This window comes from Arthrobacter sp. GW460-12-1-14-TSB2 (assembly GCF_059423525.1).
The window spans coordinates 1-23,542 of sequence record NZ_JBWKYC010000027.1 but is presented as its reverse complement, the minus strand read 5'-3'; the positions used below and the strand labels follow the sequence as shown (position 1 = coordinate 23,542).

Here is a 23,542-nt window from a genome sequence, read left to right as displayed (position 1 = left end):
AGCCTTGGAACAGGAGGCAACATGACGGTTCGCAGCGCAGGGATCTTGCTTTTCCGGTGGAACCCGGAAGCCCGCTTGGAGGTCTGGATAGCCCATATGGGCGGACCTTTTTGGGCCCGCAAGGACGAGCACGCGTGGTCCATCCCGAAGGGTGAATACCCCGAGGACGAGGATGCCCTGACGGCCGCCCGGCGCGAGTTCGCCGAGGAAATGGGCACTCCGGCACCGCCGGCCGACTACTTCGAACTGGGCGCTTTCAGGCAACCCTCAGGCAAGATCATCACGGCTTTCGCGGCCGACTGGGACTTCCAGCCCGAAAGCATCGTCAGCAACACCTTCCCACTGGAATGGCCCAGGGGGTCCGGCATCATCAACCACTATCCCGAGATCGACGACGCCCGTTGGTTCAGCGAGTCCGAGGCGCGCACCAAGCTGGTGAAGGGCCAGCTGCCCATCCTTGACGCCCTGGTTCAGCGGCTCCGGGACGGCATCCAGCACTAGCCCGGACAGTCCGGGAGGTCCCGCCGTCGTCGTTCATCACTTTTTCGGTTTGGCAGTCTTGGGTGCCTTCGGCGGCAGTTCGGCGACGTGCGCCAGCGCCCGGGCCAGCCACGGCTCGATCTCTTCTGGCGACCCTTGTACCGGGAGCCCCGCATAGCCGCCCATGGGCCGTTCGGCGGAGATGAATGGCAGGGTTTCCCGGCTCGCCATCAGCTCGTCGCGGTCGGCATCCGTGAGCTTCAAGCCCAAGGTGGAGCCGTAAAGCCCCGCGAACATGTTTCCGTTGACAAAGGCGCCGAGGTTCCCGAACATCGGCTTGATCTCGATGCCCGGCAGCGCTGCCAGCAGTGACCTGAACTGCTCTTTGTCAGCCTCACTGGGCTTTGCCATTTCCATGAGGGCGCCTTCCGGTCCGGGGCCTTCATTATCACCCGTCTACTCCTGGAAGGGGACCTTTTCCCAGGACAGGGCGGCGGGGCCGGTGGCGCTGTTGGCCGCCACCGTGAACCTGACGTAGTTGGTGGCGTTGGCTGAACCGTCCACGGTGATGCGCTGCAGGTCATCCGCCGCTTCCTGGCCGTAGATGGTCAGCCAGGGCGAGCCTTCGGCCAGGGGCTGGTTTTCGGCGTAGACGTGGCTGTCGCCGTTGATGAGGTATACCGGGCCGTCGAAACGGTTGGTTTCCTCGGTGATCGTCCGGACGATTTCACGGAAGCCCGACACGGAGTCCGGGTTCGCCGAGGCAGCGGCGAGCAGCGACGGATCAAACATGTCCGCCTGGGTCATGAGCACCACTGCACGGTCGTTGCGGCGGGTCGCGTCCCGGAACGTGTCCCGCACCTGTTCGAGGACAGCCTGCGTGCGGTGCTCCACTTCGGCCTGCTGCTCGGGCGTGACCGAGGTTTCGCCGATGCCGGTCCAGGGCAGGAGCGAGTTGTTGCTGCCCTGGACGTTGACCACGGAGAACGCCACGCGGTTCTTCGTGAAGCGGACGTTCTCGGGCAGCCCGAGGTCTTCCTGTGTCTTCAAGGGCATCGTCTTCCCGAGGGTCTTGCCGGGCTCGTTGAAGAAGACTTCCCGAAGCTTGGCCAGCCGTTCGAGCGGGTTGTAGGCGCCGTTGTTTCCACGGTGGCAGTCCACCCACTCGTTGTCACCGGGCGTGTAGACCAGCGGGTGTTCGAAGGTGTCTAATTCGGCGCGGATGTATTCGAAGTATTCATCCGAACAAACGGAGGACCCGTTCTTGATATCGCCCACGTGGGCGACGAAATCCAGGCTGCTGTCGGCGTTGATGTCCTGGATGCGGGCGGGGAACTTGGCGATTTCGGCATCGCCGTAGGGGATGTCGCCGATGACGCCGAAGCTGAATACCTGCTGCCCGGCATCGTCTTCACCTGCGTTGGCGGCAGCGGACGGGCCCGCAAACCCGGTGAGGGACATGAGTGCCACGAGGGCGGTGGCAGCGCTTTTTATGAGCACAGAGGTTCTCCTTGGTGCGTCTCAACGGGATTCCGCCCAAGCGATCCGGCCGTGAGCGAGGGTGCCTGAAAAGAGTGCCTGTGGCGGACTAACGCGCGAGAACCGCACGGTGTCGGATCCGTGAACAGTGAGTGTCGCGGCCGGACGCTGTCCGCCCTTTGTTCGTGCCTGAGAGAATGGCCCAATGGAGGTCGCCCTGGGACTGTTGGTTCTCGTGGCGGTGGTCTGTGCCGGGAGCGCCCTGGGCCGGAAGCTCAACGTCTCGGTGCCGCTGCTGCTGGTGCTGGCCGGCGTCGCGGGGTCGTTCCTCCCCTTCGTTCCGCACATTGAACTGAATCCGGAACTGGTCCTCGTCGGGCTGTTGCCGCCGCTGCTGTACGCCGCCGCGCTGCGGACCTCGCTCTTTGATTTCGGCTCCAACCGCCGCGCCATCGGGCTGCTCTCGGTGGGCTATGTCATCTTCGGAACGCTCGCTGTGGGCTTCGTGGTGTGGTGGCTGTTCCCGGAGATCCCGCTGGCCGCCGCGATCGCGCTCGGCGCCGTCGTGGCGCCGCCTGATGCGGTGGCCGCGACGGCCATCGCGCGGAAGGTGGGCATGCCGCGCCGGATTGTCACCATCCTCGAGGGTGAATCGCTGGTCAACGACGCCACGGCCCTGGTCTGCCTCCGTGCTGCCATCGCCGCCATCTCGGGGTCCGTGTCCGCGGCCGGGATCGCGGGCGGATTCCTGCTCGCCGCCGGCGGTGGCCTGGTGGTGGGGCTGGCCGCCGCCTACGTGCTGACCGTGCTCCGTAAAAGGATCCGAAACGTCGCGATCAACACTTCGACCTCACTCGTGGCCCCGTTTGTCGCTTACCTTCCGGCCGAGGCGATCCATGCCTCCGGGGTGCTCGCCGTCGTCGTCACCGGGCTCGTGATGGGGACAAAGGCGCCGTCCATGCCCAACGGCGCCGCACGGCTGAGCCAGCGCAGCAACTGGAACACGGTGCAGTTCCTGCTGGAAAACTCCGTATTCCTGCTGATCGGGCTGCAGGTCCGGACCATCATCGACGGCGTCCAGGACGACTCGCTTGGCGCCGGCCGGATCTGGGCCGGTTGCGCAGTGATCCTGGTGGCCGTGCTGGTGCTCCGGCCGGTGTGGGTGTTCCCGGCAACGTACCTGCCCCGGCTGATTCCGTCCGTGCGGCGGGCGGACCCCGCACCGCCCTGGCAGTTCGCCGCGATCGTGTCCTGGGCCGGGATGCGCGGGGTGGTGACGCTGGCCGCGGTGCTGGTGCTGCCCGCGGAACTGGAGCACCGTTCGGTGTTGATTCTGGCCGCCCTGGTGGTGGTGGGCGGCACGCTGACGCTGCAGGGGTTCACTCTTCCGGGGCTGGTCCGGTTGCTCCGCGTGCAGGGTCCGGACCAGCGCGAGGACGCCCTCAACCAGGCCTCTTTGATGCAGCTCGCCACCTCTGCCGGAGTGGCCCGCCTGCAGGAACTGCGCACCGACAACGACCCGCCGGAGGTGGTGGCGATGCTGAAGCGGCGGACCCAGGAGCGCGGGCTGGCGGCCTGGGAGCGGCTGGGCCGGCCCGCGTCGGAAGCAGCGACCCCCAGCCAGCGCTACGCCCAGCTGCGGCTTGCCATGCTGGAAGCTGAACGCGCGAAGGTGCTGGAGCTGCGTCGGGGCGGCGAGTACGCCCACGAGGTCCTCAGCGAAGTCCTGGACCGGCTGGACGTTGAGGAATCGATGCTCGACCTTTCCCTGAATGAACTGGACACTTCCGGCGAGGGCGGCGGGGAGGGCATCGCCAGGCCCGGCGGGGTGTGCGGTCACCTGGAGTCCGCCCGCTCCCCCGCTGTGCCCCGCGACGCCTCCTGCGCGGACTGCGTCCGGGAAGGCACGACGACGGTGCACCTCAGGATGTGCCTGGCCTGCGGCAACGTAGGGTGCTGCGATTCCTCCCCCGGAACGCACGCGTCCAGGCACTTCGAGACCACCGGCCACCCGGTGATGCGGAGCATCGAGCCGGGCGAGGACTGGCGCTGGTGCTACAAGGACGACCTGCTGGGGTGATGGCCGGGGTCATCGTGGTGAACCCCAACCAAAGAGCAAACACTCGGCAAACAGCGGGGAAACAGGCACCCGGAAAGCCCAATCCGCTACTCGCGGGTAGGAATACTGGAAGGCATGACTACCTTTACTCGTCGTCAAGTTCTGCGTTCAGCGGGAGTGGCCGCCGTGGCCGGAACCATGGCCACCAGCACTCCGGCGGGCGCGTTTTCAGCCTCCCCAAGCGGCGTCTTCGGCTACGGGGTCGCTTCAGGAGACCCTATGCCGGACACTGTGCTGCTGTGGACCCGCGTGACGCCCACCCCGGAATCACTACCCGGCAGTGGTGCCGGACCGGACGTTTCCGTCCGATGGGAAGTATCCGCCGATGCCGCGTTTACGAAAGTCGCGGCCCGGGGTACTGCCTCCACGGGCCCGGGCCGCGACCACACCGTCAAGGTCATTGCGGGCCGGCTCGCCCCCGGCACGAGCTACTGGTACCGGTTCATCTTCGGACAGGAGATCTCACCCGCTGGCCGCACCCGCACGGCACCGGCGGCAGGTGCCCCGGTGGACCGGCTGAAGTTCGGTGTCGTTTCCTGCGCCAACTGGCAGGCCGGCTATTTCTCCTCCTACCGCCACCTCGCCGCCCGCGGGGACCTCGACGCTGTGCTCCACCTCGGCGACTACCTCTACGAATACGGCCCGGGCGAATACCAGGCGCGCGACGTGGTGGTCCGTCCACACGAACCCGCGCACGAGATGACCCAACTGGCCCACTACCGCCGTCGCCACGCCCAGTACAAGACCGACACCGACCTGCAGGCCCTGCATGCCGCCGCGCCGTTCATCGTGACCTGGGACGACCATGAATCGGCCAACGACGCCTGGAGGGGCGGCGCCGAGAACCACAGCGAGGGCGCCGAAGGGGCGTGGAGCGCGAGGTTTGCCGCGGCGCACCAGGCCTACGCCGAGTGGATGCCCGTGCGCTACGAACCGGGCGGCCAGATTTACCGCCGGCTGGACTTCGGCTCGCTGGCCAGCCTGTCCATGCTTGACCTCCGTTCCTACCGGGACCAGCAGGCGGCCAACGGCACGGATGCCGCGGTCACTGACCCCGCCCGCACGATCACCGGCGCCGCCCAGATGGACTGGCTGCTGGGCAACCTCAAGTCAACTGGCCCGCAATGGAAGCTCGTGGGCAACCCGGTCATGATCGCACCCGTCCGGGTGCCCTCGACCCTGAGCACGGCGGAACTGGCCGGCGTCCAGAAGCTGATGGGCGGGACGAGCATCAGCGGGGTGCCATACAACGTGGACCAGTGGGACGGTTACGAGGCCGACCGCAACCGTGTGGTCCGCCACCTGCGGGACCACGCCGTCAAGGACACGGTTTTCCTCACCGGAGACATCCACTCCGGCTGGGCCTGCGACATCCCCGCCGATCCTGCCAGCTACCCTGCCACCGGCGATTCCGTGGCCACGGAACTGGTGTGCACGTCCGTCACGAGCGACAACCTCGATGACATCCTCAACGTTCCGCCCCGGACCGGATCCGTCGCCGTGGAGAACGCCATCAAGGCGGCGAACCCGCACGTGAAATACCTCGATTTCGATTCGCACGGCTACTCCGTCCTGGACGTGACGGCCGCCGGAGTCCGGATGGACTGGTATGTCCTCGCCGAACGCACCTCCGCCAGCTCAGGATCCACGCTGTCCACATCGTTCAACGTTCACGCCGGCACCGGCAAGGTCACGCCGGCACAGGGAGGACTCCAGTGAGCCGTTCACCGCAGCAGCGTACGCCCGCCGTCAACAGACGTCCGACGCCGGGACGACGGCAGTTCCTGAAGTTCGCCGCTGCCGGAGGTGCCGCCGTCGTCCTTTCCTCCGCGCAAGGAACGGCGTGGGCGGCGCCGGCGGCGGGCCGGACCCGGAGCTACGTGCTCGTGGTGGACGGATGCCGCCCGGACGAGATCACTGCCACCCTGACTCCCAGGCTGGCTGGCCTGCGTGCGGCCGGCACGAATTTCCCGGCGGCGCGGTCCCTTCCGGTAATGGAGACCATTCCCAACCACGTGATGATGATGACCGGGGTCCGGGCGGACCGCTCAGGCGTTCCGGCCAACGCGATTTTCGACCGGGCCGAGGGCCTGGTCCGCGACCTCGACCGGCCCACGGACCTGCACTTCCCCACCCTCCTGGACCGGTTGCAGGAGCGCGGACTGACCACCGGCTCGGTGCTGAGCAAGAAGTACCTCTACGGCATCTTCGGCACCCGCGCCAGCTACCGCTGGGAACCCCAGCCGCTGCTGCCGGTCACAGGTCACGCGCCCGACGCCGCCACGATGGACGCGCTGCTCGCGATGGTGGGCGGACCCGACCCGGACTTCGTCTTCACCAACCTCGGCGACATCGACCGCGTGGGGCACTCCGATCTCACGGGAACCACGCTGCGGGCTGCACGTGAAGCTGCCCTCGCCGACACAGACGTGCAAGTGGGGCATTTCATCGACCACCTCAAGAGCACCGGCAAGTGGGATTCCAGCGTGGTGATGGTGTTGGCGGACCACTCCATGGACTGGTCCATCCCCACGAACGTGGTTTCCGTCGACCTGATCCTGCAGTCCCGGCCGGAGCTGCAGTCCAACATCACGATTGCCCAGAACGGCGGGGCGGACCTGCTCTACTGGACCGGTCCCGACGCCGACCGCACCGCAGGCCTGGCCGCCGTCGAGCAGCTGGTCGCGGCGCATGAGGGCGTCCTGTCGGTCAACAGGCCCGCGGACCTGCGCCTGGGGGCCGAAGCCGGAGACCTCGTGGCCTACTGCCGTGCGGGCTGGCGCTTCTCGGACCCGTACGTGGCGTCCAACCCCATCCCTGGCAACCACGGGCACCCCGCCACCGAGCCCATTCCATTCTTCATCTCCGGCGGCAGCCCGCTGGTGGTTCCGGGGTCGGTGTCTTCGGAGCCGGCGAGGACTGTCGATGTCGCTCCGACCATCGGCGACATTTACGGACTCAAGGCACCGGCTGGCGGGTACGACGGAACGTCGCGGTCCAGCGCCCTGAGGCTCTGACCTCCTTGAGCGGACGACGGCGGCACCCCAGTGAGTGCCGCCGTCGGACGCTTCCCGGGTGTTGCGGTCAGCCGAACAGCCAGGCCGCTCCCAGGAGGAGCGGGACCGCCAGGACCGTGGTGAACACGGCGGTTGACTGCGCGATGCCCTGACCCGCGCCGTAGCGGACCGAGTAGAGGACCACATTTTGCCCGGTGGGAAGGATCGCGCAGGCCGTGACCACAAAGGTGCTGAACGCGTCGAGGTGGAAGACGAATGCGGCCAACGCCCAGGCGAGTGCCGGTTGAATGGCGGATTTGAGGATCACCGCCACAGAGGTGGGAACACGGTCACTGAGCCCGGGCCGGACAGAGAGTCCGTGGAGCGACATGCCAAAGATGATCAGCATCAGCGGGACCGCCAACTGGGCCACCAGGGCCAAGGGATCCAGAACCAGGCTGGGCACTTCAATCCCCGCGGCGCTGACCATCACGCCAAGGATGGCCGCCACGGTTACCGGATTGCGGAACGGAATGGAGAGGATGCGCCAGATGGAAACGTGCTTCCCCGCCGGATCCGTGAGGTCCAGGATAGTCAGGGCTATGGGCGTCAGGATGGCCAGCTGGAACAGCATGATGGGCGTGACGTAGGTGGCGCTGCCGAGGATGTAGAGCGACAACGGTACACCCAGGTTCGTGGAATTCACGATGCCCACGGACAGCGCACCGATGGTGGTGCGCCGGACACCCCAACGGCCAATCGCACCCGCAACGGTGAACACGAGCATGACGGCCACTGCCGTCACCACGGAGATCAGGCCCGTGCTGCTCAGGACGTCGGAAATGTGCCGGGACGCGATGGCGGAAAACATGAGGCAGGGCAGCCCCACCATGAAGGTCAGGGTGGACAGGACCTTGCTCCCCTGCGGGCCCAGCGCCTTGGTTCTGCCGAGGATGTAGCCGATGAGCAGCACCACGCTGACAACAAAGAAACCCTTGAGGACTCCGTCCAAACCGTTTTCCTCAATCTTTTCTGCCGGAGGGCCGGCTGATGACGCGGCTGACTGGGAACGGGTCAAGCCTATAGCGGCGGCCGTAACCGGCAGATTCTGCGGCGTAATCTTGAGGCATGACGGCAAGCTACAGGTATGACGTGGCGGTAGGGCACCTGCTGGTGTCCCCGGCGCACGCCTACTTCGGCCGCGCCCGCGAGGGTGCGGCCGACGTTCCGACCACCGACGCCGAGCGGGTTGAACTGGTGGCGGGCAAGGGCATTGTGGGCGACCGTTTCTTCGGCAAGGCTGCGCATATGGATGCCGCCGTCACCCTCTTCGCCATCGAGGCGCTCGAAGCCATGGCCGCGGAGTTGGGGGCAGGCCCTTTTGACCCGCGGCTGACGCGGCGCAATGTGGTCCTCAGGCGTGCAGACCTGGCACCGTTGCTGGGCGGAGAATTTGCGCTCGAATCACGAGGGGACGTTGTTCGGTTGAAGGCCGGACGGCCCGCCCATCCCTGCGCCTGGATGGACCAGATGCTCGCACCAGGCGCCCACAAGGCGATGCGCGGGCGGGGCGGGGTTCGCTGCCAGGTGCTGTCGGGCGGCATCCTGCACCGCGGCCCGGCAGTGCTGGTCAGCCCCGTTCCCCTCGACCCCGGCAGCGCCGGCAGGCCGACGCTGCTCCGCCCGTCGCGGCTGCCTTAGCGCGGCGGGCACAACGGAAGCGGACGACGGCGGGAAGTCCCGTCGTCGTCCGCCTGCCCTTGGTGCCGCTACGCTCTGTGATGTTCCGTAGCTGACCGCCCGGCCCCTCCGGTTCCGGCTTTGCCGGCCGGCTGGCCTTCGCCGGCGCCCTGACGCCGCGGCGCAGCCGGGTTGTTGATCCTGCCGGCCCGCGCTTCGGCCACGAGAAGTCTCTTCTTCACGATGACGCTCCTGCGGGTTCCCGGTAGCGGCTTTCCGGAACATCGGTGATGAACATGTGCCCCGGCGTGTGGCTGATGGCAAAGGAGGGCCTGGACGCCATCACGGCGCTCTGCGGTGTCACGCCGCAGGCCCAGAAGACCGGGACTTCGCCTGGCCGGATCTCCACCGCGTCACCGAAGTCGGGGCGGTTGATGTCAGCGATGCCAAGGTCTTCCGGGGACCCGACGTGAATCGGGCTGCCGTGGACCTTCGGTACTTCCGACGTCACCCTGATGGCGGTTTCGACCAGCCCGGGCGGCATCGGGCGCATGGACACCACCATCGGACCGTGAATCCGTCCTGCCGGAGTGCACTCAATGTTCGTGCGGTACATGGGCACGTTGCGGCCGGTTTCCGTGTGCCGCAGCGGGATGCCCTCACCAGCAAGCGCGGCCTCGAAGGTGAAGCTGCAGCCGATGAGGACGCCCACCATGCCGTCACGCCACACCGATGTTGCGTCAGTGACCTCGTCGGCAAGTTCGCCGTCCACCCACACGCGGTAGGAGGGGATGTCAGTGCGGATGTCCGACCCTGCAGCGAGGACGCTTTCGTAGTGCCCCGCCCGGATGATGTCGATAACGGGGCAGGCCTTGGGATTAAGCCGGCAGAACTCAATGAATTCGTCGGCGTAGTCGGCCGTCACCGCGATCAGGTTCGCCTGGGTGTAGCCGTCGCTCCATCCGGAGGTGGGCGTGACCAGGCCGTTGCGGAACTTCAGGCGCGCGTCGGAGGGTGCCATGAGGGCGTTGGCCTGGCTCATCGGGCCAGCGCCTCAGCGGGTTCGCCCGAGGACTGAAGGTATTCCTCGTCCTCGGCGACGTTGGAGTTCCGGCCCAGGGCCAGGCCCACCAGGGTCAGCAGGCATGCGACGCTGAGGTACATAGCCACCGGGACCCAGCTGTGGAAAGTACTCAGCAGCAGGGTGAACATGAACGGTGCAATGGCGCCACCGATGATACCGGCGAAGGTGTACGCCAGCGAACTGCCGGTGGAGCGGAGCCGCGGCGAGAACTGCTCAACCACGAAGGCCGCCTGCGGGCCGTACATGAACGAGTGGCAGAGCAGGCCCAGGACCGTTCCCACAATCAGCATGACCGGGGACCGTCCTTCGAGGACGATGAAGAACAGGTAGGCCCACACCGCGGCCGCCACTGCGGCGATGCCGTAGACCAGCCGGCGGTTGATGCGGTCTGAGATGGCCCCGGCAAGCGGCATGGTGAAAAGCTGGAGGGCTGACCCGATAAGAACAGCCACAAGTACCTGGCCTCGGTCGAAGCCAAGCTCCTGGATGCCGTAGGTGAGGGTGAAAACCGTGCACAAAGCGTAGGTGACATCCGGGCCGATCCGGCTGAGCATGGCTGCGATCAGGGGCCGGCGCTGGGTGGTCAGGACTTCCCGGATCGGGGCCTTGGGCTTGTCTCCCCTGGCTTCCATCGCCTTGAAGATGGGGGTGTCCTCAAGCTTGAGCCGGATCCAGAGCCCGAAGGCCACCAGCAGCGCCGAGATAAGGAACGCGATCCTCCAGCCATAGTCGAGGAAAGCTTGTTCTGACAGGGTCAGGGTCAGGACTGCGAGCGCACCGTTGGCCATCAGGTTGCCGGCGGGAGGGCCAATCTGCGCGGCAGATGCCCAGAATCCGCGGCGGTTGGGGTCACCGAATTCGCTGGAGAGCAGCACTGCGCCACCCCATTCGCCGCCGACACCGACGCCCTGGGCAAAGCGGAGGAAGACCAGGATGGCGGGAGCGATGACGCCGATATTGTCGTACGTGGGCAGCAGGCCGATAAGGAACGTAGCGACGCCGATGAGCATAAGCGTGATGACCAGGATTTTCTTGCGGCCGATCTCATCCCCCAACCGCCCGAAGATAATGCCGCCGACGGGCCGGGAAATGTAGCCCACCGCGTAGGTCGAGAAGGCCAGCAGGGTGCCCGTGACGGGGTCCGAGGCCGGGAAGAAGATCAGTGGGAAAACGATCGCGGCCGCGGCTGAGTAGACGGCGAAGTCATAGAACTCCAGCGCGGTTCCAGTCAGGCTGGCTGCGAATGCCTTGTACATGCCCTTGCGCCCAACAAAGGGTTTCGGGTCGCCGGGGGCCATTACTGATGGAGTGGCCATGTGTATCCTCCATGAAAAGTGCGGATGTCATCCGCATGCGGGCGGATGCTGCTGGGGCGCCTTCTTCTGTCCGGCTCGCAGCGTCGCAAGCGGAGCATTAGGGCGGGTGTGCAGCTACCGTTAGGGCTGCAAGGTCGAGAGGTAATCGTTGGATCGTTGAACAATCCGAACTGTTGAACAATCTACGCGACGCAGATCACACCGTCAAGGGTTGACTGTGATTCGGCGGAGTGCCGGGATGTGATTTTTCGGCTGGTCCGGGGTTCCTTCCCGCCGTCCGTCCGAGCGGTGGGGGGGGGGGGGGGGGGGGGGGGGGGGCCGAGCGGTCGACGGCGGGAGTTCCCGCCGTCGACCGCCTTGCTCTTGGTGCCGCTCCCCTACAGTTTCGGCTGGTCCGGGATGAACGCTTCCCGGGCCAGACGGGTGAAGTCCGCGACGAGAACCGAGGGATCGTCTTTCCACGAGGCCAGGAACACGGAAATCGGAGGGGCATCGCGGACCGGCCGGTAGGTGATTCCCGGCCTTGGATTCTGCGCCGCCGTGGCCTCCGACGACATTCCAACGGCCTGTCCCGTGGAGATGAGGGTCAGCCATTCATCCACGCCCTGCACCAGCCGGACCGACGCCGGCCCGTCCATGCCCAGCCAGAGGTCTTCCGTGGTGGTTCCCGTCCGGTGGTCGACCGCAATCGTTCGTCCGGCGAAATCGGACAGGCGGAGGAAACGCCTCCGCGCGAGCGGATCCCCCTTCGCGAGGGCACCGTAGCGCGCTTCCGTGCCGATAATCGTCGTGGCGAAGCGGTTGTCGGTAAGCGGACGCCGGACGACGGCGATGTCGACGCCTCCATTTGCCAGGCCGCCCGTCGGGGCATTCGACTGGACCCAGATCAGGCGCACCGCAGGGTGGAGCTCTTCCCATTTTCGCTGCAGGGCCACGGTGCGGCGGCCCAGCGCGGACCACGCATAACTCACCCTGAGTTCGCCGCTGTGGTCCTGGGCTGCGCGTTCCAGCAACGCGACCTCGTCGAGGACGCGCCGTGCGTGCTCGATGATGCGTTCCCCGGCAGGCGTCGGGGTGACGGTGCGGGTTGTTCGTTGCAGAATGCGCAGCCCAAGGGCCCGCTCCAGCGCCGCGACAGACCGCGAGATGGCGGCCTGGGATGTCCCGAGTGCGATGGCGGCGTCGGTGAAAGTCCGGGAGTCCACCACGGCCACCAGCGCCCGGAGGTACCGCAGCTCAACATTCATACGGTCATCGTATAGAACCGTCGTTGAGCACATTTTTCGGCGCACGGTTTTGGCCGGACACTTTGGGCTATGGAAGCTTATTCAGTGCAGGGCGCGGAGCCGGCCCGCGAGTCGTCGGTGGTTCGCGGTGTCCTGACCATGACGGGTAGCGGGGTCAGTAACCAGGTGGGCGCGGGGATCGGCGCCCACGCCTTTCCGATGATCGGGCCGGCAGGGGTGGTGGCTGTACGGCAGCTGGTGGCTGCCGCCGTACTCCTCCCCGTTGCCCGCCCTCCCTTCCATCGGTTCACGTGGAGGCAGTGGTGGCCGGTCCTGCTGCTGGGGGCCGCTACCGCATTGATGAACATCTGCCTCTACGTGGCCATCGAACGGATCGGGCTGGGCCTTGCCGTCACCCTGGAATTCCTGGGTCCGCTGGCGGTTGCCCTCCTCGGATCAAGGGCGCGGCGGGATTTGTTGTGCGGGCTGAGCGCAGGACTGGGAGTCTTCATCCTCGTGATGCCGGGGCCCACCAGCGACTTCGCCGGCATAGCCGTCGCTATGACGGGAGCCGCGTGCTGGGCGGCGTACATCGTCCTGAACCGCGTCGCCGGCCAGCGGCTGCCCGGACTGCAGGCCCCGGCCGCAGCCACTCTGGTTTCCCTCGTGTTCTACCTGCCGGTGGCCGCCTACCTCGTCACGCAAGGGATGCTCGCCGGGCCGGCTCTGCTGTACGCCGTCATTGCCGGTCTTCTTTGCTCGGTCATTCCCTACGCCTCCGACCTCATTGCACTCCGCCACGTGCCCGCCGGATTCTTCAGCGTGTTCATGAGCATCAACCCCATCCTCGCCGCACTCTCCGGAACCATGGTGCTGGGGCAAATCCTGGTGATGCACGAATGGCTGGGCATGGCGTTGATCGTGGCCACCAACACCGCAGCGATCTGGCTGGCGGGCCGCAGGACTGCGCCCGTGGTTATTTAGCTGGCCGGACCGGGGCGGTCGATGGCATCCATGACCCTGTCGGTAACGTCATCAATTGCGCCGATGCCGTCCACCCGCGTCAGGATGGTGCGCTTCGCATACGTGGCCACCACCGCCTCGGTCTGCTCGTGGTAGAGGTCCAGCCGGTGGCGGATAACGGCTTCGTTGTCATCGCTACGGCCGGTTTCCCGGGCGCGGCCCAGGAGTCGCGTTACCAGCTCCTCGTCGTCCGCGGTCAGTTGCAGAACGAGGTCAAGGGTCAGCTCGCGTGCGGCCAGGACGCCGTCCAGGTAGTCGATCTGCGCTGCGGTGCGCGGGTAGCCGTCCAGCAGGAAACCGTTGTCGATGTCGTCCTGGCTGAGCCGGCTGCGCACCATCTCATTGGTGACGCTGTCGGGCACGAAATCGCCCGCGTCCATGTACTTCGTGGCCTCGATGCCAAGCGGTGTCCCGCCCCTCACATGGGCACGGAAGATGTCGCCTGTGGAGATCGCAACGACGCCAAGGCGGTCCGAAATGCGCTCCGCCTGCGTGCCCTTGCCGGAACCGGGCGGGCCGATAATCAAAAGCCTCGTCATTCGGGTATCCCTTCGTTGTGCCGTTGTTGGGGGTGTGCCCCCATGTTAGGACTTCAAAGGTTGCGACCAGGCTGCATTGGCGGTGCCGCCAGAAATTCAGTCAGCATACTTACTATCGGGCGGGGATCGGGTTTACGATGAAATTGTGAGCAACCGGCGGACGGCCGGCGGCAACCAAACCGGAGGGAGTACCACCATGGGTCTGGGAGACAAGATCGAAAATGCTGCCGAGAAGGTTGGCGGCAAGGGCAAGGAAGCGGCCGGCGAGGCCACCAACGATCCGGGCCTGAAGGCCGAAGGCCAGGCTGACCAGTCCAAAGCGGACCTGAAGCAGGCCGGCGAGAAGGTCAAGGACGCCTTCAAGGAATAGGCCGCTGAACCGAAGCCAAACAGAAGCGGACGACGCCGGAACCTCCCGGCGTCGTCCGCTTGCGTTTGCCTACGACCGGGAAGCCAGTGCTTCCAGGGCAGCCCGGGCCCCGACGCGGTGGAGGTCATTCAACGCCCGGGTGTACGCCGCCACGAAGACGGGGTTGTCGATCAAGTCCCCGAAGACCTCGCGGTTGGAGATGAAGGCGAGCGGTTCCTCGTGCTGCCGGGCGGCGGCTGCCATCAGTGGTTCCTTGAGCCGGTCGACGACGTCGATGGGGTTTCCCTGCTCGTCGGTGCCTTCGTCGTACCGTGCCCAACTGGCTACTATCGCCGCAGACCGGGCGATCTCGCCTCCATGTTCGAGGTTGATGCGGATGACCGGAACCAGCCATTTGGGGATCCGGTCCGAGCTTTCAGCGCATAGCCGGGCCAGGGTGTCGCGGACGTGCTCGTTGGAGAACCGCTCGATCAGGGTCCGCTTGTAGGATCCGAGGTCGATGCCGGGTACCGGGTGCAGCGTCGGCGTGGCTTCCTTGTCCATGTAGTCGAGCAGGAACTGCGCGAACAAACCGTCCTGGGCCACCTCGTGGGCGTAGCGGTAGCCGGCGAGGTAGCCGAAGTAGCACATGCCCTGGTGGCTGGCGTTGAGCAGGCGCAGCTTCATCAGCTCATACGGTTCCACGTCTTCCACCAGCTGGACGCCGGCATCCTCGAAGGGAGGCCGGCCGAGGCTGAAGTGGTCTTCGAGGACCCATTGCTCGAACGGTTCGCACACCACCGGCCAGGCATCCTCGACGCCGAATTCTCCGGCAATCGCGGCGCGGTCGACGTCGGTGGTCACCGGGGTGATCCGGTCCACCATGCTGTTGGGGAAGGGGACATTGCCCTCCACCCAGACCCCGAGTTCAGGGTCCTTGAGGTTTGCGAATGCGGTGAACATTTTCCGGGCCACGTCGCCGTTGCCCTGGATGTTGTCGCAGGACATCACGGTGAAAGGGGCAAGCCCGCGCGCCCGGCGCCTGGCTAGTGCTTCGGTGACCAGGCCGAAAGTTGTCCGCGGCGCGGCACCGGGCTGGAGGTCGTGGACCACGTCCGGATTGCCGGCATCGAACTCGCCGGTGACGTGGTGGAAGTTGTAGCCGCCCTCGGTAACCGTGAGCGAGACGATCCGGATCGCCTCGGATGCCATCTTCTCAATGACGGTTTCGGGGTCCTCCGGGGCGAAGAGGTACTCGATGATGGACCCGATGACCCGTCCTTCCCGGGTTCCGTCCGGGTTCTTCACCACCAGGGTGTAAAGGCAGTCCTGGGCGTCCATGACCTGCTTCATGCGGGCATCGCCGGGCAGGACGCCGACGCCGCAGACGGCCCAGTCGTGAGCCTGCCCGGCGTTCATCAGCCGGTCCAGGTACATGGCCTGGTGGGCGCGGTGGAACCCGCCCACGCCGAAGTGGACGATCCCTGCTGTCAGGCCGGTGCGGTCGTAGGAGGGTACCGCCAGGGAACCGGACAATCCGGAAAGTACGCTGGGCTCGAGTGCAGGCATTGTCTAACCTTCCGATGCGGTGAGGGAGCCGGTCAAGGACCCCAGTTCGGCTGACGTGGGCGGGTTGGCGCCCGGCCGGGAGCACGTGATGGCCGCGGCCCTGTTCGCGTACGCGGCCAGGGCGTGCAGTTCACCCGCCGTGATGTCCCGCAGGCGCGATCGTGCTGGCGCGCCAAGCGCGTCCAGTTGCGCGAGCCCGGAGATCAGGCCAGCCATGAACGAGTCCCCCGCCCCGACGGTGTCCGCCACCGTGACGGTTTCGGCGGCCAGCTCCACCCGCAGTTGGCGTGTGAGGAGTACCGGCCCGTCTTCGCCGCGCGTAAGGGCCACGATGGCCGGCCCGAGGTCGAGCCATGCAACCAGGCTCTCCTCCGGCGTCCTGTCCGGGTACAGCCAAGCCAGGTCCTCGTCGCTCGCTTTGACGATGTCGCTGGCGGCCACGAAGAGTTCGGCCTGCGAGCGCGCCGCGGCCGCATCCGGGCTGATCCCCGGCCGGCAGTTCGGGTCGTAACTGATGGTCGCATGCTGCCGGGCCGCCTTCACGAGAGCAAGCGTTGCCTGGTCTCCCGGCGCCAGCACGGCAGCGATCGAGCCTGTATGGACGTGCACGGACCCTTCGACGGCGGCCAGGGCAGGCAGCGATGCCCCGTTGATGTCCCAGCCGATGTCGAACGCGTAGGTGGCGGCGCCGTCGGGATTGAGCGTTGCAGTTGCCGTTGACGTGGGCGCGCTGCCGCCCCTGATCACCGTGACGCCGTTGGCCAGCAGGTGCTCTTCGATCATGAGCCCGTACCGGTCATCTGCGTAGTGCGTCACGAGGTTCGCCGCCAGGCCCACGCGGGCAGCCCCCACCGCCACGTTGAGGGGGCTGCCACCGGCGTGTGCCTGGACTTCCTGCGGCCGGCGCGGGTCGGTGATGATGTCCACAAGGGATTCGCCGATGACGGTGATCATGGTCAGCGGCCCGGGTAGACCACGGCTTTGAGCTGTCCGGGCTGCTTGCCGGCTTTGAGCGCGTCCTCGGAGTCGGCGAGGGCGAACCTGCCCGTGACCAGGATGTCCAGGTCCACTTTTCCGTCGGCGATCAGCTGGATGGCCAGCGGCCAGGTATTGGTGTAGCGGAACACTCCGGATAGCCAGATCTCCCGGTTCTGGATGTACGAAACGGGGAGTTCGACGTCGTCCGCCCCCAGCCCGACCAGAATCACCTTCCCGGCCGGTCCCACTGCCTTGATGCCGGAACGGACCGCCTGCGGTGCGCCGGAAGCGTCAATGAACGCATCGACGTCGAGCCCTTCCACACTGTCCGTCTTCGCGTTCAGCGCGTGGGTTGCCCCGTGTTCCAAGGCAAACGCGAGCCGGTCTTCGGCGATGTCGCTGATATAGATTTCGGTGGCGCCGAACGCACGGGCGGCCTGGGCGGCGATGATGCCGATCGGACCTGCACCGGCGATCAGGACCCGGCTGCCCGGCTTGATCTCGGCACGTTCGCAGGCCCAGAGCCCTACCGAGAGGGGTTCGATCAGGGCTGCCGCCTCGTCGCTGACACTGTCCGGGATGTCGTAGGCGAAGTCGCTCTGGATGGTCACGTATTCGGCGAACGCGCCGTCGATCGGCGGGGTGGCGTAGAACTCGATGTCCGGGCACAGGTTGTAGCGGCCGGCTTTGCACTGCTTGCATTTGCGGCAGGGGCGCTGGGGTTCGACGGCGACCCGCTGGCCGATGCGGGCAGGGTCCACGGCGCTTCCGACGGCGGCGATCCGGCCGGAGAGTTCGTGGCCCAGGATCAGCGGATGGTCCACCACGTAGTCGCCGATCCGGCCGTGCTCGTAGTAGTGGACGTCGCTGCCGCAGACGCCGACGGCGGCGACCTGGACCAGCACCTGGTCGGCGTCGAGCTGCGGGACGGGCAGCGTTTCCATCGCCATGTCGCCCTGGCGCTTCAGGATGGCGGCGCGCATCGTGGCGGGCAGCTCCGGCCGTCCGAGGGCCGGGGTCTGGGTGGTTGATGTTGTCATCGAAGTACTCCTCTGGAAATCGAAGGGGGACGGCGTTACTTGACGGGCTGGTTACTTGACGGCGCCGAGCGAAAGTCCCTGGACGAGCTTGTCCTGGGCGGCAAAGCCGGCGAAGAGCACCGGCAGGGAGATCACGACGGCGGCGGCGCAGACCTTGGCGAGGAACAGGCCCTGGCCTGAGACGAAGCCGGTCAGGAAGACCGGGGCGGTGCCTGCCACCACGCCGGTGAGGACCCGTGCCAGGAGCAGTTCGTTCCAGCTGAAGATGAAGCAGATCAGGGCGGTGGCCGCGATGCCGGGCATGGCCACGGGGGCGATGATCTTCCGGAGGGTCAGGAGCAGGTTGGCGCCGTCAATCTGGGCCGCCTCCAGCATCTCGACCGGTACTTCCGCGAGGAATGACCGCATCATCCAGACCGCGATGGGGAGGTTCATGGAGGTGTACATCAGGATCAGGAACCAGATGTTGTCCAGGGCACCGACTGTTCTGGCGAACAGGTAGAGGGGCAGGATTGCAGCCACCACGGGCATCATCTTCGTGGAGAGGAAGAAGAACATCACGTCCGTCCACTTCTTCACCGGCCGGATGGACAGTGCGTAGGCCGCAGGGATGGCCAGGACCAGGACGAGGACCGTGGACAGGATCGAGGCAGTGGCTGAGTTGATCAGGGCCGGCCACGGGCTGACGCCGGACGTTTCCCCGAAAAATTCCCGGTACGCATCCAGGGTGAGATTGGCGGCAATGGACGGCGGGTTCGTTGCTGCATCGGTTTCGGAGTGGAAGGAGGTCAGGATCATCCACACGACCGGGGCGGCGAAGAGCAGGGCGAGCAGCCAGGCCGCGAGGCCGGCCGCGGTGTTGTTGCGGGTGGGATCCATGCGGGTCTTGCCTCGTTTGCGGCTGCCGGTGTTCAGAGCGGTGGGGCCGGCGGAGGTTTCGCGGGGCGCGGCGGGGGTGAGGGTGCTCATCGTGCTGCCTCCTTCTTGAAGAGTGAAAAGACGGTGCGGAGTGCGAAAGTGGCCACGATGATGGTGCCGATGACCACCACGACGCCGGCGGCGGATGCCAGGCCGTATTCGTTGGCGAAGTAGAACGTCTGGTAGATCGCGTAGGGCAGGTTGGCCGTGCCGAGTCCGCCCGCGGTGAGGGTGAAGACGGCGTCGAAGTTCTGCACGATGTAGATCGCCCCGAGCAGGCCGCCCAGCTCCAGGTACTGGCGCAGGTGCGGCAGCGTGAGGTGCCGGAAGATGGCCCATGGGGTGGCGCCGTCCATCTGGGCTGCTTCCACGGTGTCCATGGGACGTGACTGCAGGCCGGCCAGCAGGATGAGCATCATGAACGGCGTCCACTGCCAGACCAGCGAGACGATGACGGCCATCATGGGTGCCTGGGAGAGAAGGTCCAGCTGGGGCGCAGTGGCGCTGCCGAAGAGGGACCAGACCCAGGTCAGGATGCCGTTGATCAACCCGTAGGTGGGGTTGAGCAGGGCGTGCTTCCAGATCAGCGCCGCGGCTACCGGCACCACCAGGAACGGGGCGATCAGCAGGGTGCGTGCCAGTCCGCGGCCGATGAACTTCTTATCCAGCAGCAGGGCCAGGCCCAGTCCCACGAGCAGGCTCACGAGGACCACGGAGACGGTGAGGAGGATGGTGGTGAAGATTGCCTGGCGCAGGTCGGGATCCGTGAGGACCGTGACGTAGTTTTCAAAGCCGGCGAAGGCGGTCTTGTCAGGGCTGAGGCTGTTCCAGTTCAGGAACGAGATGATCAGCGTCACCACGAACGGAAGCTGGGTGACGACGATAAGGAAGATCAGGGCCGGCAGCAGCGGCGCGCGCCGTGCCCAGGCCAGCGCACGCTCACGTGATTTGGCGTTCTTGGAGGGGGTGGCTGCGCTGCGTCCCGATCGGGAGATACGCGCCGTTGCGGTAGTCATGATGTTCTCCTGCTGTTGGGTTGTTGCTACTTGTACTTATTGCCGACTTTTTGGGCGGCTTCCTGGCCCTTGGCCAGCGCATCAGCCACAGAACCCTGGCCGGCGATGGCGGAGCTGACTCCTTGGGAAACGTTGGTGCCGAGGGCGGCGAACTCGGGAATGCCGACGAACTGGATACCGACGGCGGGGCGTCCCTGCGCGCCGGGGTTCTTCGGGTCCGCGTTCTCGATGGCGAAGCGTTCGGCCTCGAAGAACGGAGCCGCCTTCTGGAATTCGGCATTTTCGTAGGTGGAGATGCGCTTGCCGGAGGGAACCTTCGCCCAGCCGAGCTTGGCGGCGACAAGTTCTTCGTATTCCTTCGAGCTGGCCCAGGCGATGAACTTCCCGGCGGCGTCCTGCTTCTTTGAGGCAGCCTGCATGGCCCAGGACCAGGTCCACAACCAGCCGGAGGACTTGGTTTCCTTGACCGGGGCCTGGGCGTAGCCGATCTTGCCCTTCACCGGGGATGCCTCGGCTTCCAGGGCTCCGGCAGCCGAGGTGGCGTCGTACCACATGGCCACTTTGCTTTGGCTCATGTTGTTCAGGCACTCGGTGAAGCCGGCCTGGGCGGCGCCCAATTCACCGTGCTCACGGACCAGTTTGGTGTAGAACTCGACGGCCTGGGTGAATTCCGGGGAGTTGACCTGGGCGTTCCAGTCCTTGTCGAACCAGGTGCCGCCGAAGGTGTTCACCACGGTGGTCAGCGGCGCGAAGACCTGGCCCCAGCCGGGCTGGCCGCGCAGGCAGATACCTTTCATTCCCGGAGCGGCGCCGTCCACCTTCGCCGCTATGTCCGCGACCTCATCCCAGGTGGGCTTCTCCGGCATGGTCAGGCCCTTGGCGTCCAGGATGTCTTTCCGGTACATCAGGAAGGACGATTCTCCGTAGAACGGTTCGCCGTAGAGTTTCCCGTCCTCGCCCGTCAGGGACGCCGTGTAGGCGGGCAGGATGTCGTCCTGTTCGAAGGCCGGGTCCGCGGCCACCTTGTCCAGTGGAGCGAGCCAGCCGTTGGCGGAGTAGAACGGGATCTCGTAGTTGGACAGCGACGCGACGTCGTACTGTCCGGCCTGGCTGGAGAACTCCTGGCTGATCTTGGCCCGGACGTCGTTCTCCGGCAGGATCGTGTAATTGACCTTGACGCCGGTTTCCTTGGTGAAATTCTCCGCGGTGAGCCGCTGCAGGTCCTCCATCTGAGGGTTGTTCACCATCAGGACATTGATGCTGTTCGGGTCGCCGGCGGAATTGCCTCCGCCGGCACCTGCACAGGCCGAGGCACTGAGTGCGACGCACAAAGCGCCGGCGGCGAGGGTCGCAGCACGCATTTTTGAGCGCATTAAGGACTCCTTTGTTCTTCAGGGGTGCGCGGTCACCGCACTCGACTGCCATGTCGATGTACCGGACCGGACGGGGCTAGTGGCCGGGAAATCCGGGGGTGCCCCGCTGTTGTTCCTCAACGATAGGGCTGTGGGATAGGGCACAACTAGCGCCGTGGTTGCCAGTTTCTGATACTAATTTTCCGCACCGGTCCCTCAGGGAGGCGATAATCTGGGGGAAGGCATTCAAGATGCTTCCATTTTTCATAAACCCAAAACGTGGAGAACCACTATGAGCGTCGCGGACCTCACGGACGGAGCAGACGGAGCAACGGCAAGGCTCGCCGAGCGGCTGCTGGGGATGCGGGCCAACCGGGAAGTCATCCCGCCCGACCCGAACCACTCGGTCCGGTGGCACCAGCACGACTACCCCAGCCCCGTGGCGCGGTGGAACTACCATCCCGAGTACGAGATCCACCTCATCCGGAAGGGCACCGGAAAGTTCATCGTCGGAGACCACATCGGCACGTTCGAGGCCGGCCACGTCTCCCTTGTCGGGTCCGGGCTGCCGCACGACTGGGTCAGCGATCTGGAGCCCGGCGAAGTGCTGGAGAACCGTGACGCCGTCATCCAGTTCGACGCCAAGTGGGTTGAGCAGACGGCAGCCCTGGTCCCCGAAATGGCCGAGGTCAGGCCGCTTCTGGAGCAGTCGGCACGGGGCATAGAATTCCTCGGGCGTTCAGCGGAGACCGCGGCCGCAGCCATCGAAGCGATGGGTTCCGCCACCGGCCTGGAGCGGTTCCGCCACTTGCTGGAACTCTTTGCGGTCCTTGCCCGCGCCCCGCAGGAGGAACGGCGTTACCTCGCCGACGAATGGTTCAGGCCCCAGCTGGACAGCCAGGCCGCCGCCGTCGTGGATATCGTTCTGGAGTACGTTTTCGGCAACCACGCCGGCACCGTCAAGATGTCCGAGGCCGCGGCACTGGTTGGCATGCCGGAACCGACGTTCTCGAAGTACTTCAAGCGCGCCACCGGCCAGAACTTCAGCGACCTGGTCCGCAAGCTTCGGCTCGCCCATGCCCGCCGCCTGCTCGAGCACAGCGAGAAGGCCATCTCCGAGATCTGCTACGAGGTGGGTTTCTCGAACCTGTCCAACTTCAACCGGCACTTCCTCAACGACGCCGGCGAAACCCCGCGGGCCTACCGCCAGCGGGTACACGGCTGACCTTTCAAGTTTCCGCAGGAGTGGCTAAGATGTTTTTCCTTCAGACGGTGAGCAGACTCCGTCTTCGTCTTCTCCAAGGAGAGACCGGCACATGGCAACCGACTATGACGCACCCCGGGTGAGCACCGAGGACGAGGCAAACGCCACGACCGACGTCCTCAAGCCCGAACGTTCTGCCGCATCAACGTCCCAGATCGACGTTGACGAGTCCGACCTGGCCGACTCCTTCGAGCTCCCGGGAGCGGACCTGTCCCACGAGGAACTCCTCGTGCAGATCATCCCCGTCCAGAAGGACGAGTTCACCTGCATGTCCTGCTTCCTGGTCCACCACCGCAGCCAGCTGGCCCGCGAGAAGGACGGCAAGAAGTACTGCAAGGACTGCGAAGGCTAGGTGCTTGCCCGGGGACCGGTCCCCAACGACGGTTGACGGCCGGGTGGCCCGCTATAGTGGCAGCAGCCATGAGCAGCCTTCCGTCCGCCCCCGCCACAGTCCGCCTTGATGCCTGGCTGTGGGCCGTCCGCGCGTATAAGACCCGCTCGGCTGCCACGGCCGCCTGCCGCGGCGGGCACGTCCGGCTGAACGGAAACCCGGCCAAGGCGTCGCAGTCCGTGGTGCCGGGCGACACCGTCCGGGTCCGCCAGCCGGGATATGAACGGATCCTCGAAGTCCGGCGGCTGATCGCCAAGCGGGTGGGCGCCGAGGCAGCCGCGCACTGCTTCACCGACCACACCCCGCCGCGGCCCGAGGCGCCCGCGCTCGGTCTTCCGCAGCGCGACCGCGGAACCGGCCGGCCCACCAAGAAAGACCGCCGCGAAATGGAACGCCTGCGCGGCCCGGCTTAGGCCTGGTCACCAGCCTGCCGCATTCCGGTTTACCGGCTGGAGGCAGTCAACTGACGGCCCCGAAGTCCAGCAGTACCTTTCCTGATTCCGCGGAGTTTCTGGCCACTTCAAAGGCCTCGAGTCCGCGCTCCAACGGAAAGTCGTGGGTGATCACGGGGTCCACGAAGAGGGTGCCGTCGGCGAGGGCCGCGATGACGTCGTCGATCTCGTCGTTGAAGCGGAAGGAACCCTTCAGCTCCAGTTCGCGGGTGATGGCCAGCGAGATCAGGACCGGCTGCGGGCCGGTGGGCAGCAGCCCGACCATCACGAC

General features: G+C 66.1%; 24 protein-coding genes and 1 pseudogene. 10 read left to right on the top strand and 15 right to left on the bottom strand.

All coding sequences use genetic code 11. The features are described from left to right. The first annotated feature begins 21 nt into the window (after positions 1 to 21). On the top strand, positions 22 to 501 hold the full coding sequence (locus tag AC07YR_RS21190) for an NUDIX hydrolase (protein ID WP_436058722.1): 480 nt from the start codon (positions 22 to 24) through the stop codon (positions 499 to 501). Positions 502 to 537: 36 nt separating this feature from the next. On the opposite strand, the gene AC07YR_RS21185 is transcribed toward AC07YR_RS21190, so the two are convergent. Both AC07YR_RS21185 and AC07YR_RS21180 read right to left on the bottom strand, forming a co-directional pair. After that, positions 538 to 897 carry a TfoX/Sxy family protein gene (locus tag AC07YR_RS21185; RefSeq protein WP_494735161.1) on the bottom strand — a complete coding sequence of 120 codons (360 nt, stop codon included), beginning with the start codon at positions 895 to 897 and terminating at the stop codon, positions 538 to 540. 39 nt (positions 898 to 936) lie between these two features. After that, positions 937 to 1,980 carry a metallophosphoesterase gene (locus AC07YR_RS21180; protein ID WP_494735160.1) on the bottom strand — a complete coding sequence of 348 codons (1,044 nt, stop codon included), beginning with the start codon at positions 1,978 to 1,980 and terminating at the stop codon, positions 937 to 939. 184 nt (positions 1,981 to 2,164) lie between these two features. On the opposite strand from AC07YR_RS21180, the gene AC07YR_RS21175 reads away from it, so the two are divergent. From AC07YR_RS21175 to AC07YR_RS21165, 3 genes are all read left to right on the top strand, one after another. After that, complete coding sequence (locus AC07YR_RS21175; RefSeq protein ID WP_494735159.1) at positions 2,165 to 4,039, top strand: Na+/H+ antiporter; 1,875 nt, start codon at positions 2,165 to 2,167, stop codon at positions 4,037 to 4,039. Between the two features lie 114 nt (positions 4,040 to 4,153). Beyond that, a complete protein-coding gene (locus AC07YR_RS21170) occupies positions 4,154 to 5,797 on the top strand; it encodes an alkaline phosphatase D family protein (protein ID WP_494735158.1) in 1,644 nt (547 codons plus the stop codon). After that, on the top strand, positions 5,794 to 7,095 hold the full coding sequence (locus AC07YR_RS21165; protein ID WP_494735157.1) for an alkaline phosphatase family protein: 1,302 nt from the start codon (positions 5,794 to 5,796) through the stop codon (positions 7,093 to 7,095). The genes AC07YR_RS21170 and AC07YR_RS21165 overlap by 4 nt, the downstream gene beginning before the upstream one ends. A gap of 67 nt (positions 7,096 to 7,162) precedes the next feature. Here AC07YR_RS21165 and AC07YR_RS21160 read toward each other — a convergent pair whose 3' ends face one another. Beyond that, on the bottom strand, positions 7,163 to 8,086 hold the full coding sequence (locus tag AC07YR_RS21160; RefSeq protein WP_436058734.1) for an AEC family transporter: 924 nt from the start codon (positions 8,084 to 8,086) through the stop codon (positions 7,163 to 7,165). Positions 8,087 to 8,202: 116 nt separating this feature from the next. On the opposite strand from AC07YR_RS21160, the gene AC07YR_RS21155 reads away from it, so the two are divergent. Next, positions 8,203 to 8,775, top strand: coding sequence for an MOSC domain-containing protein (locus AC07YR_RS21155; RefSeq protein ID WP_494735156.1), 573 nt, complete (start codon positions 8,203 to 8,205; stop codon positions 8,773 to 8,775). A gap of 68 nt (positions 8,776 to 8,843) precedes the next feature. Here the strand turns inward: AC07YR_RS21155 and AC07YR_RS21150 are convergent, their stop codons facing one another. The 4 genes from AC07YR_RS21150 to AC07YR_RS21135 all read right to left on the bottom strand — a co-directional run bounded on the left by AC07YR_RS21150 (position 8,844) and on the right by AC07YR_RS21135 (position 12,401). Continuing rightward, positions 8,844 to 8,996, bottom strand: coding sequence for a hypothetical protein (locus tag AC07YR_RS21150; protein ID WP_436058736.1), 153 nt, complete (start codon positions 8,994 to 8,996; stop codon positions 8,844 to 8,846). After that, positions 8,993 to 9,796 (bottom strand): putative hydro-lyase, encoded by an 804-nt coding sequence (locus tag AC07YR_RS21145; protein ID WP_494735155.1) that lies wholly within the window; start codon positions 9,794 to 9,796, stop codon positions 8,993 to 8,995. Before AC07YR_RS21145 ends, AC07YR_RS21150 begins: the two co-directional genes overlap by 4 nt. Next, positions 9,793 to 11,154 (bottom strand): MFS transporter, encoded by a 1,362-nt coding sequence (locus tag AC07YR_RS21140; protein ID WP_436058738.1) that lies wholly within the window; start codon positions 11,152 to 11,154, stop codon positions 9,793 to 9,795. The genes AC07YR_RS21145 and AC07YR_RS21140 overlap by 4 nt, the downstream gene beginning before the upstream one ends. 377 nt (positions 11,155 to 11,531) lie before the next feature. Beyond that, on the bottom strand, positions 11,532 to 12,401 hold the full coding sequence (locus tag AC07YR_RS21135; RefSeq protein ID WP_494735154.1) for a LysR family transcriptional regulator: 870 nt from the start codon (positions 12,399 to 12,401) through the stop codon (positions 11,532 to 11,534). 69 nt (positions 12,402 to 12,470) lie between these two features. On the opposite strand from AC07YR_RS21135, the gene AC07YR_RS21130 reads away from it, so the two are divergent. Beyond that, complete coding sequence (locus tag AC07YR_RS21130) at positions 12,471 to 13,364, top strand: EamA family transporter (protein WP_494735153.1); 894 nt, start codon at positions 12,471 to 12,473, stop codon at positions 13,362 to 13,364. On the opposite strand, the gene AC07YR_RS21125 is transcribed toward AC07YR_RS21130, so the two are convergent. After that, the gene (locus AC07YR_RS21125; RefSeq protein WP_436058741.1) at positions 13,361 to 13,942 is read right to left on the bottom strand and encodes an adenylate kinase; all 582 of its coding nucleotides are present in this window, start codon (positions 13,940 to 13,942) and stop codon (positions 13,361 to 13,363) included. The genes AC07YR_RS21130 and AC07YR_RS21125 overlap by 4 nt on opposite strands. Positions 13,943 to 14,138: 196 nt before the next feature. Between AC07YR_RS21125 and AC07YR_RS21120 the strand changes: the two genes are divergently transcribed. Further along, positions 14,139 to 14,312: a CsbD family protein gene (locus tag AC07YR_RS21120; RefSeq protein ID WP_055807725.1), complete on the top strand. Its 174-nt coding sequence runs from the start codon at positions 14,139 to 14,141 to the stop codon at positions 14,310 to 14,312. 69 nt (positions 14,313 to 14,381) lie between these two features. On the opposite strand, the gene AC07YR_RS21115 is transcribed toward AC07YR_RS21120, so the two are convergent. From AC07YR_RS21115 to AC07YR_RS21090, 6 genes are read right to left on the bottom strand one after another with little or no spacing between them, the layout of a single operon-like run. Next, the gene (locus AC07YR_RS21115) at positions 14,382 to 15,860 is read right to left on the bottom strand and encodes a mannitol dehydrogenase family protein (RefSeq protein ID WP_494735152.1); all 1,479 of its coding nucleotides are present in this window, start codon (positions 15,858 to 15,860) and stop codon (positions 14,382 to 14,384) included. A 3-nt stretch (positions 15,861 to 15,863) separates the two neighbouring features. Next, on the bottom strand, positions 15,864 to 16,814 hold the full coding sequence (locus tag AC07YR_RS21110) for a carbohydrate kinase family protein (RefSeq protein ID WP_494735151.1): 951 nt from the start codon (positions 16,812 to 16,814) through the stop codon (positions 15,864 to 15,866). A gap of 2 nt (positions 16,815 to 16,816) precedes the next feature. Further along, the gene (locus tag AC07YR_RS21105; protein ID WP_494735150.1) at positions 16,817 to 17,878 is read right to left on the bottom strand and encodes an NAD(P)-dependent alcohol dehydrogenase; all 1,062 of its coding nucleotides are present in this window, start codon (positions 17,876 to 17,878) and stop codon (positions 16,817 to 16,819) included. 51 nt (positions 17,879 to 17,929) lie between these two features. Next, entirely contained in the window at positions 17,930 to 18,847 is a 918-nt protein-coding gene (locus AC07YR_RS21100; protein WP_055807630.1) for a carbohydrate ABC transporter permease, read from the bottom strand. Continuing rightward, positions 18,844 to 19,812 (bottom strand): carbohydrate ABC transporter permease, encoded by a 969-nt coding sequence (locus AC07YR_RS21095; RefSeq protein ID WP_436058745.1) that lies wholly within the window; start codon positions 19,810 to 19,812, stop codon positions 18,844 to 18,846. Before AC07YR_RS21095 ends, AC07YR_RS21100 begins: the two co-directional genes overlap by 4 nt. 26 nt (positions 19,813 to 19,838) lie before the next feature. Next, positions 19,839 to 21,185 carry an ABC transporter substrate-binding protein gene (locus AC07YR_RS21090; RefSeq protein WP_494735149.1) on the bottom strand — a complete coding sequence of 449 codons (1,347 nt, stop codon included), beginning with the start codon at positions 21,183 to 21,185 and terminating at the stop codon, positions 19,839 to 19,841. A 271-nt stretch (positions 21,186 to 21,456) separates the two neighbouring features. Here AC07YR_RS21090 and AC07YR_RS21085 point away from each other — a divergent pair, with 271 nt between their 5' ends. The 3 genes from AC07YR_RS21085 to AC07YR_RS21075 all read left to right on the top strand — a co-directional run bounded on the left by AC07YR_RS21085 (position 21,457) and on the right by AC07YR_RS21075 (position 23,232). Next, positions 21,457 to 22,389: an AraC family transcriptional regulator gene (locus AC07YR_RS21085; protein WP_494735148.1), complete on the top strand. Its 933-nt coding sequence runs from the start codon at positions 21,457 to 21,459 to the stop codon at positions 22,387 to 22,389. A gap of 91 nt (positions 22,390 to 22,480) precedes the next feature. Beyond that, the gene (locus AC07YR_RS21080; protein WP_028269817.1) at positions 22,481 to 22,780 is read left to right on the top strand and encodes a DUF4193 domain-containing protein; all 300 of its coding nucleotides are present in this window, start codon (positions 22,481 to 22,483) and stop codon (positions 22,778 to 22,780) included. A 68-nt stretch (positions 22,781 to 22,848) separates the two neighbouring features. Beyond that, positions 22,849 to 23,232 carry an RNA-binding S4 domain-containing protein gene (locus tag AC07YR_RS21075; RefSeq protein WP_055807639.1) on the top strand — a complete coding sequence of 128 codons (384 nt, stop codon included), beginning with the start codon at positions 22,849 to 22,851 and terminating at the stop codon, positions 23,230 to 23,232. Positions 23,233 to 23,278: 46 nt separating this feature from the next. Here AC07YR_RS21075 and AC07YR_RS21070 read toward each other — a convergent pair. Beyond that, positions 23,279 to 23,542, bottom strand: a pseudogene (locus AC07YR_RS21070) (L-idonate 5-dehydrogenase); the annotation flags it as partial.

Excerpts from the sequence above, each read along its gene's own strand:
- AC07YR_RS21125 (WP_436058741.1), bottom strand. The coding sequence starts at position 13,942 with ATGACGAGGCTTTTGATTATCGGCCCGCCCGGTTCCGGCAAGGGCACG.
- AC07YR_RS21100 (WP_055807630.1), bottom strand. The coding sequence starts at position 18,847 with ATGAGCACCCTCACCCCCGCCGCGCCCCGCGAAACCTCCGCCGGCCCC.
- AC07YR_RS21190 (WP_436058722.1), top strand. The coding sequence starts at position 22 with ATGACGGTTCGCAGCGCAGGGATCTTGCTTTTCCGGTGGAACCCGGAA.
- AC07YR_RS21140 (WP_436058738.1), bottom strand. The coding sequence starts at position 11,154 with ATGGCCACTCCATCAGTAATGGCCCCCGGCGACCCGAAACCCTTTGTT.
- AC07YR_RS21170 (WP_494735158.1), top strand. The coding sequence starts at position 4,154 with ATGACTACCTTTACTCGTCGTCAAGTTCTGCGTTCAGCGGGAGTGGCC.
- AC07YR_RS21085 (WP_494735148.1), top strand. The coding sequence starts at position 21,457 with ATGAGCGTCGCGGACCTCACGGACGGAGCAGACGGAGCAACGGCAAGG.
- AC07YR_RS21095 (WP_436058745.1), bottom strand. The coding sequence starts at position 19,812 with ATGACTACCGCAACGGCGCGTATCTCCCGATCGGGACGCAGCGCAGCC.
- AC07YR_RS21175 (WP_494735159.1), top strand. The coding sequence starts at position 2,165 with ATGGAGGTCGCCCTGGGACTGTTGGTTCTCGTGGCGGTGGTCTGTGCC.
- AC07YR_RS21110 (WP_494735151.1), bottom strand. The coding sequence starts at position 16,814 with ATGATCACCGTCATCGGCGAATCCCTTGTGGACATCATCACCGACCCG.
- AC07YR_RS21075 (WP_055807639.1), top strand. The coding sequence starts at position 22,849 with ATGAGCAGCCTTCCGTCCGCCCCCGCCACAGTCCGCCTTGATGCCTGG.
- AC07YR_RS21120 (WP_055807725.1), top strand. The coding sequence starts at position 14,139 with ATGGGTCTGGGAGACAAGATCGAAAATGCTGCCGAGAAGGTTGGCGGC.
- AC07YR_RS21105 (WP_494735150.1), bottom strand. The coding sequence starts at position 17,878 with ATGACAACATCAACCACCCAGACCCCGGCCCTCGGACGGCCGGAGCTG.
- AC07YR_RS21115 (WP_494735152.1), bottom strand. The coding sequence starts at position 15,860 with ATGCCTGCACTCGAGCCCAGCGTACTTTCCGGATTGTCCGGTTCCCTG.
- AC07YR_RS21135 (WP_494735154.1), bottom strand. The coding sequence starts at position 12,401 with ATGAATGTTGAGCTGCGGTACCTCCGGGCGCTGGTGGCCGTGGTGGAC.
- AC07YR_RS21130 (WP_494735153.1), top strand. The coding sequence starts at position 12,471 with ATGGAAGCTTATTCAGTGCAGGGCGCGGAGCCGGCCCGCGAGTCGTCG.
- AC07YR_RS21080 (WP_028269817.1), top strand. The coding sequence starts at position 22,481 with ATGGCAACCGACTATGACGCACCCCGGGTGAGCACCGAGGACGAGGCA.
- AC07YR_RS21090 (WP_494735149.1), bottom strand. The coding sequence starts at position 21,185 with ATGCGCTCAAAAATGCGTGCTGCGACCCTCGCCGCCGGCGCTTTGTGC.
- AC07YR_RS21185 (WP_494735161.1), bottom strand. The coding sequence starts at position 897 with ATGGAAATGGCAAAGCCCAGTGAGGCTGACAAAGAGCAGTTCAGGTCA.
- AC07YR_RS21155 (WP_494735156.1), top strand. The coding sequence starts at position 8,203 with ATGACGGCAAGCTACAGGTATGACGTGGCGGTAGGGCACCTGCTGGTG.
- AC07YR_RS21145 (WP_494735155.1), bottom strand. The coding sequence starts at position 9,796 with ATGAGCCAGGCCAACGCCCTCATGGCACCCTCCGACGCGCGCCTGAAG.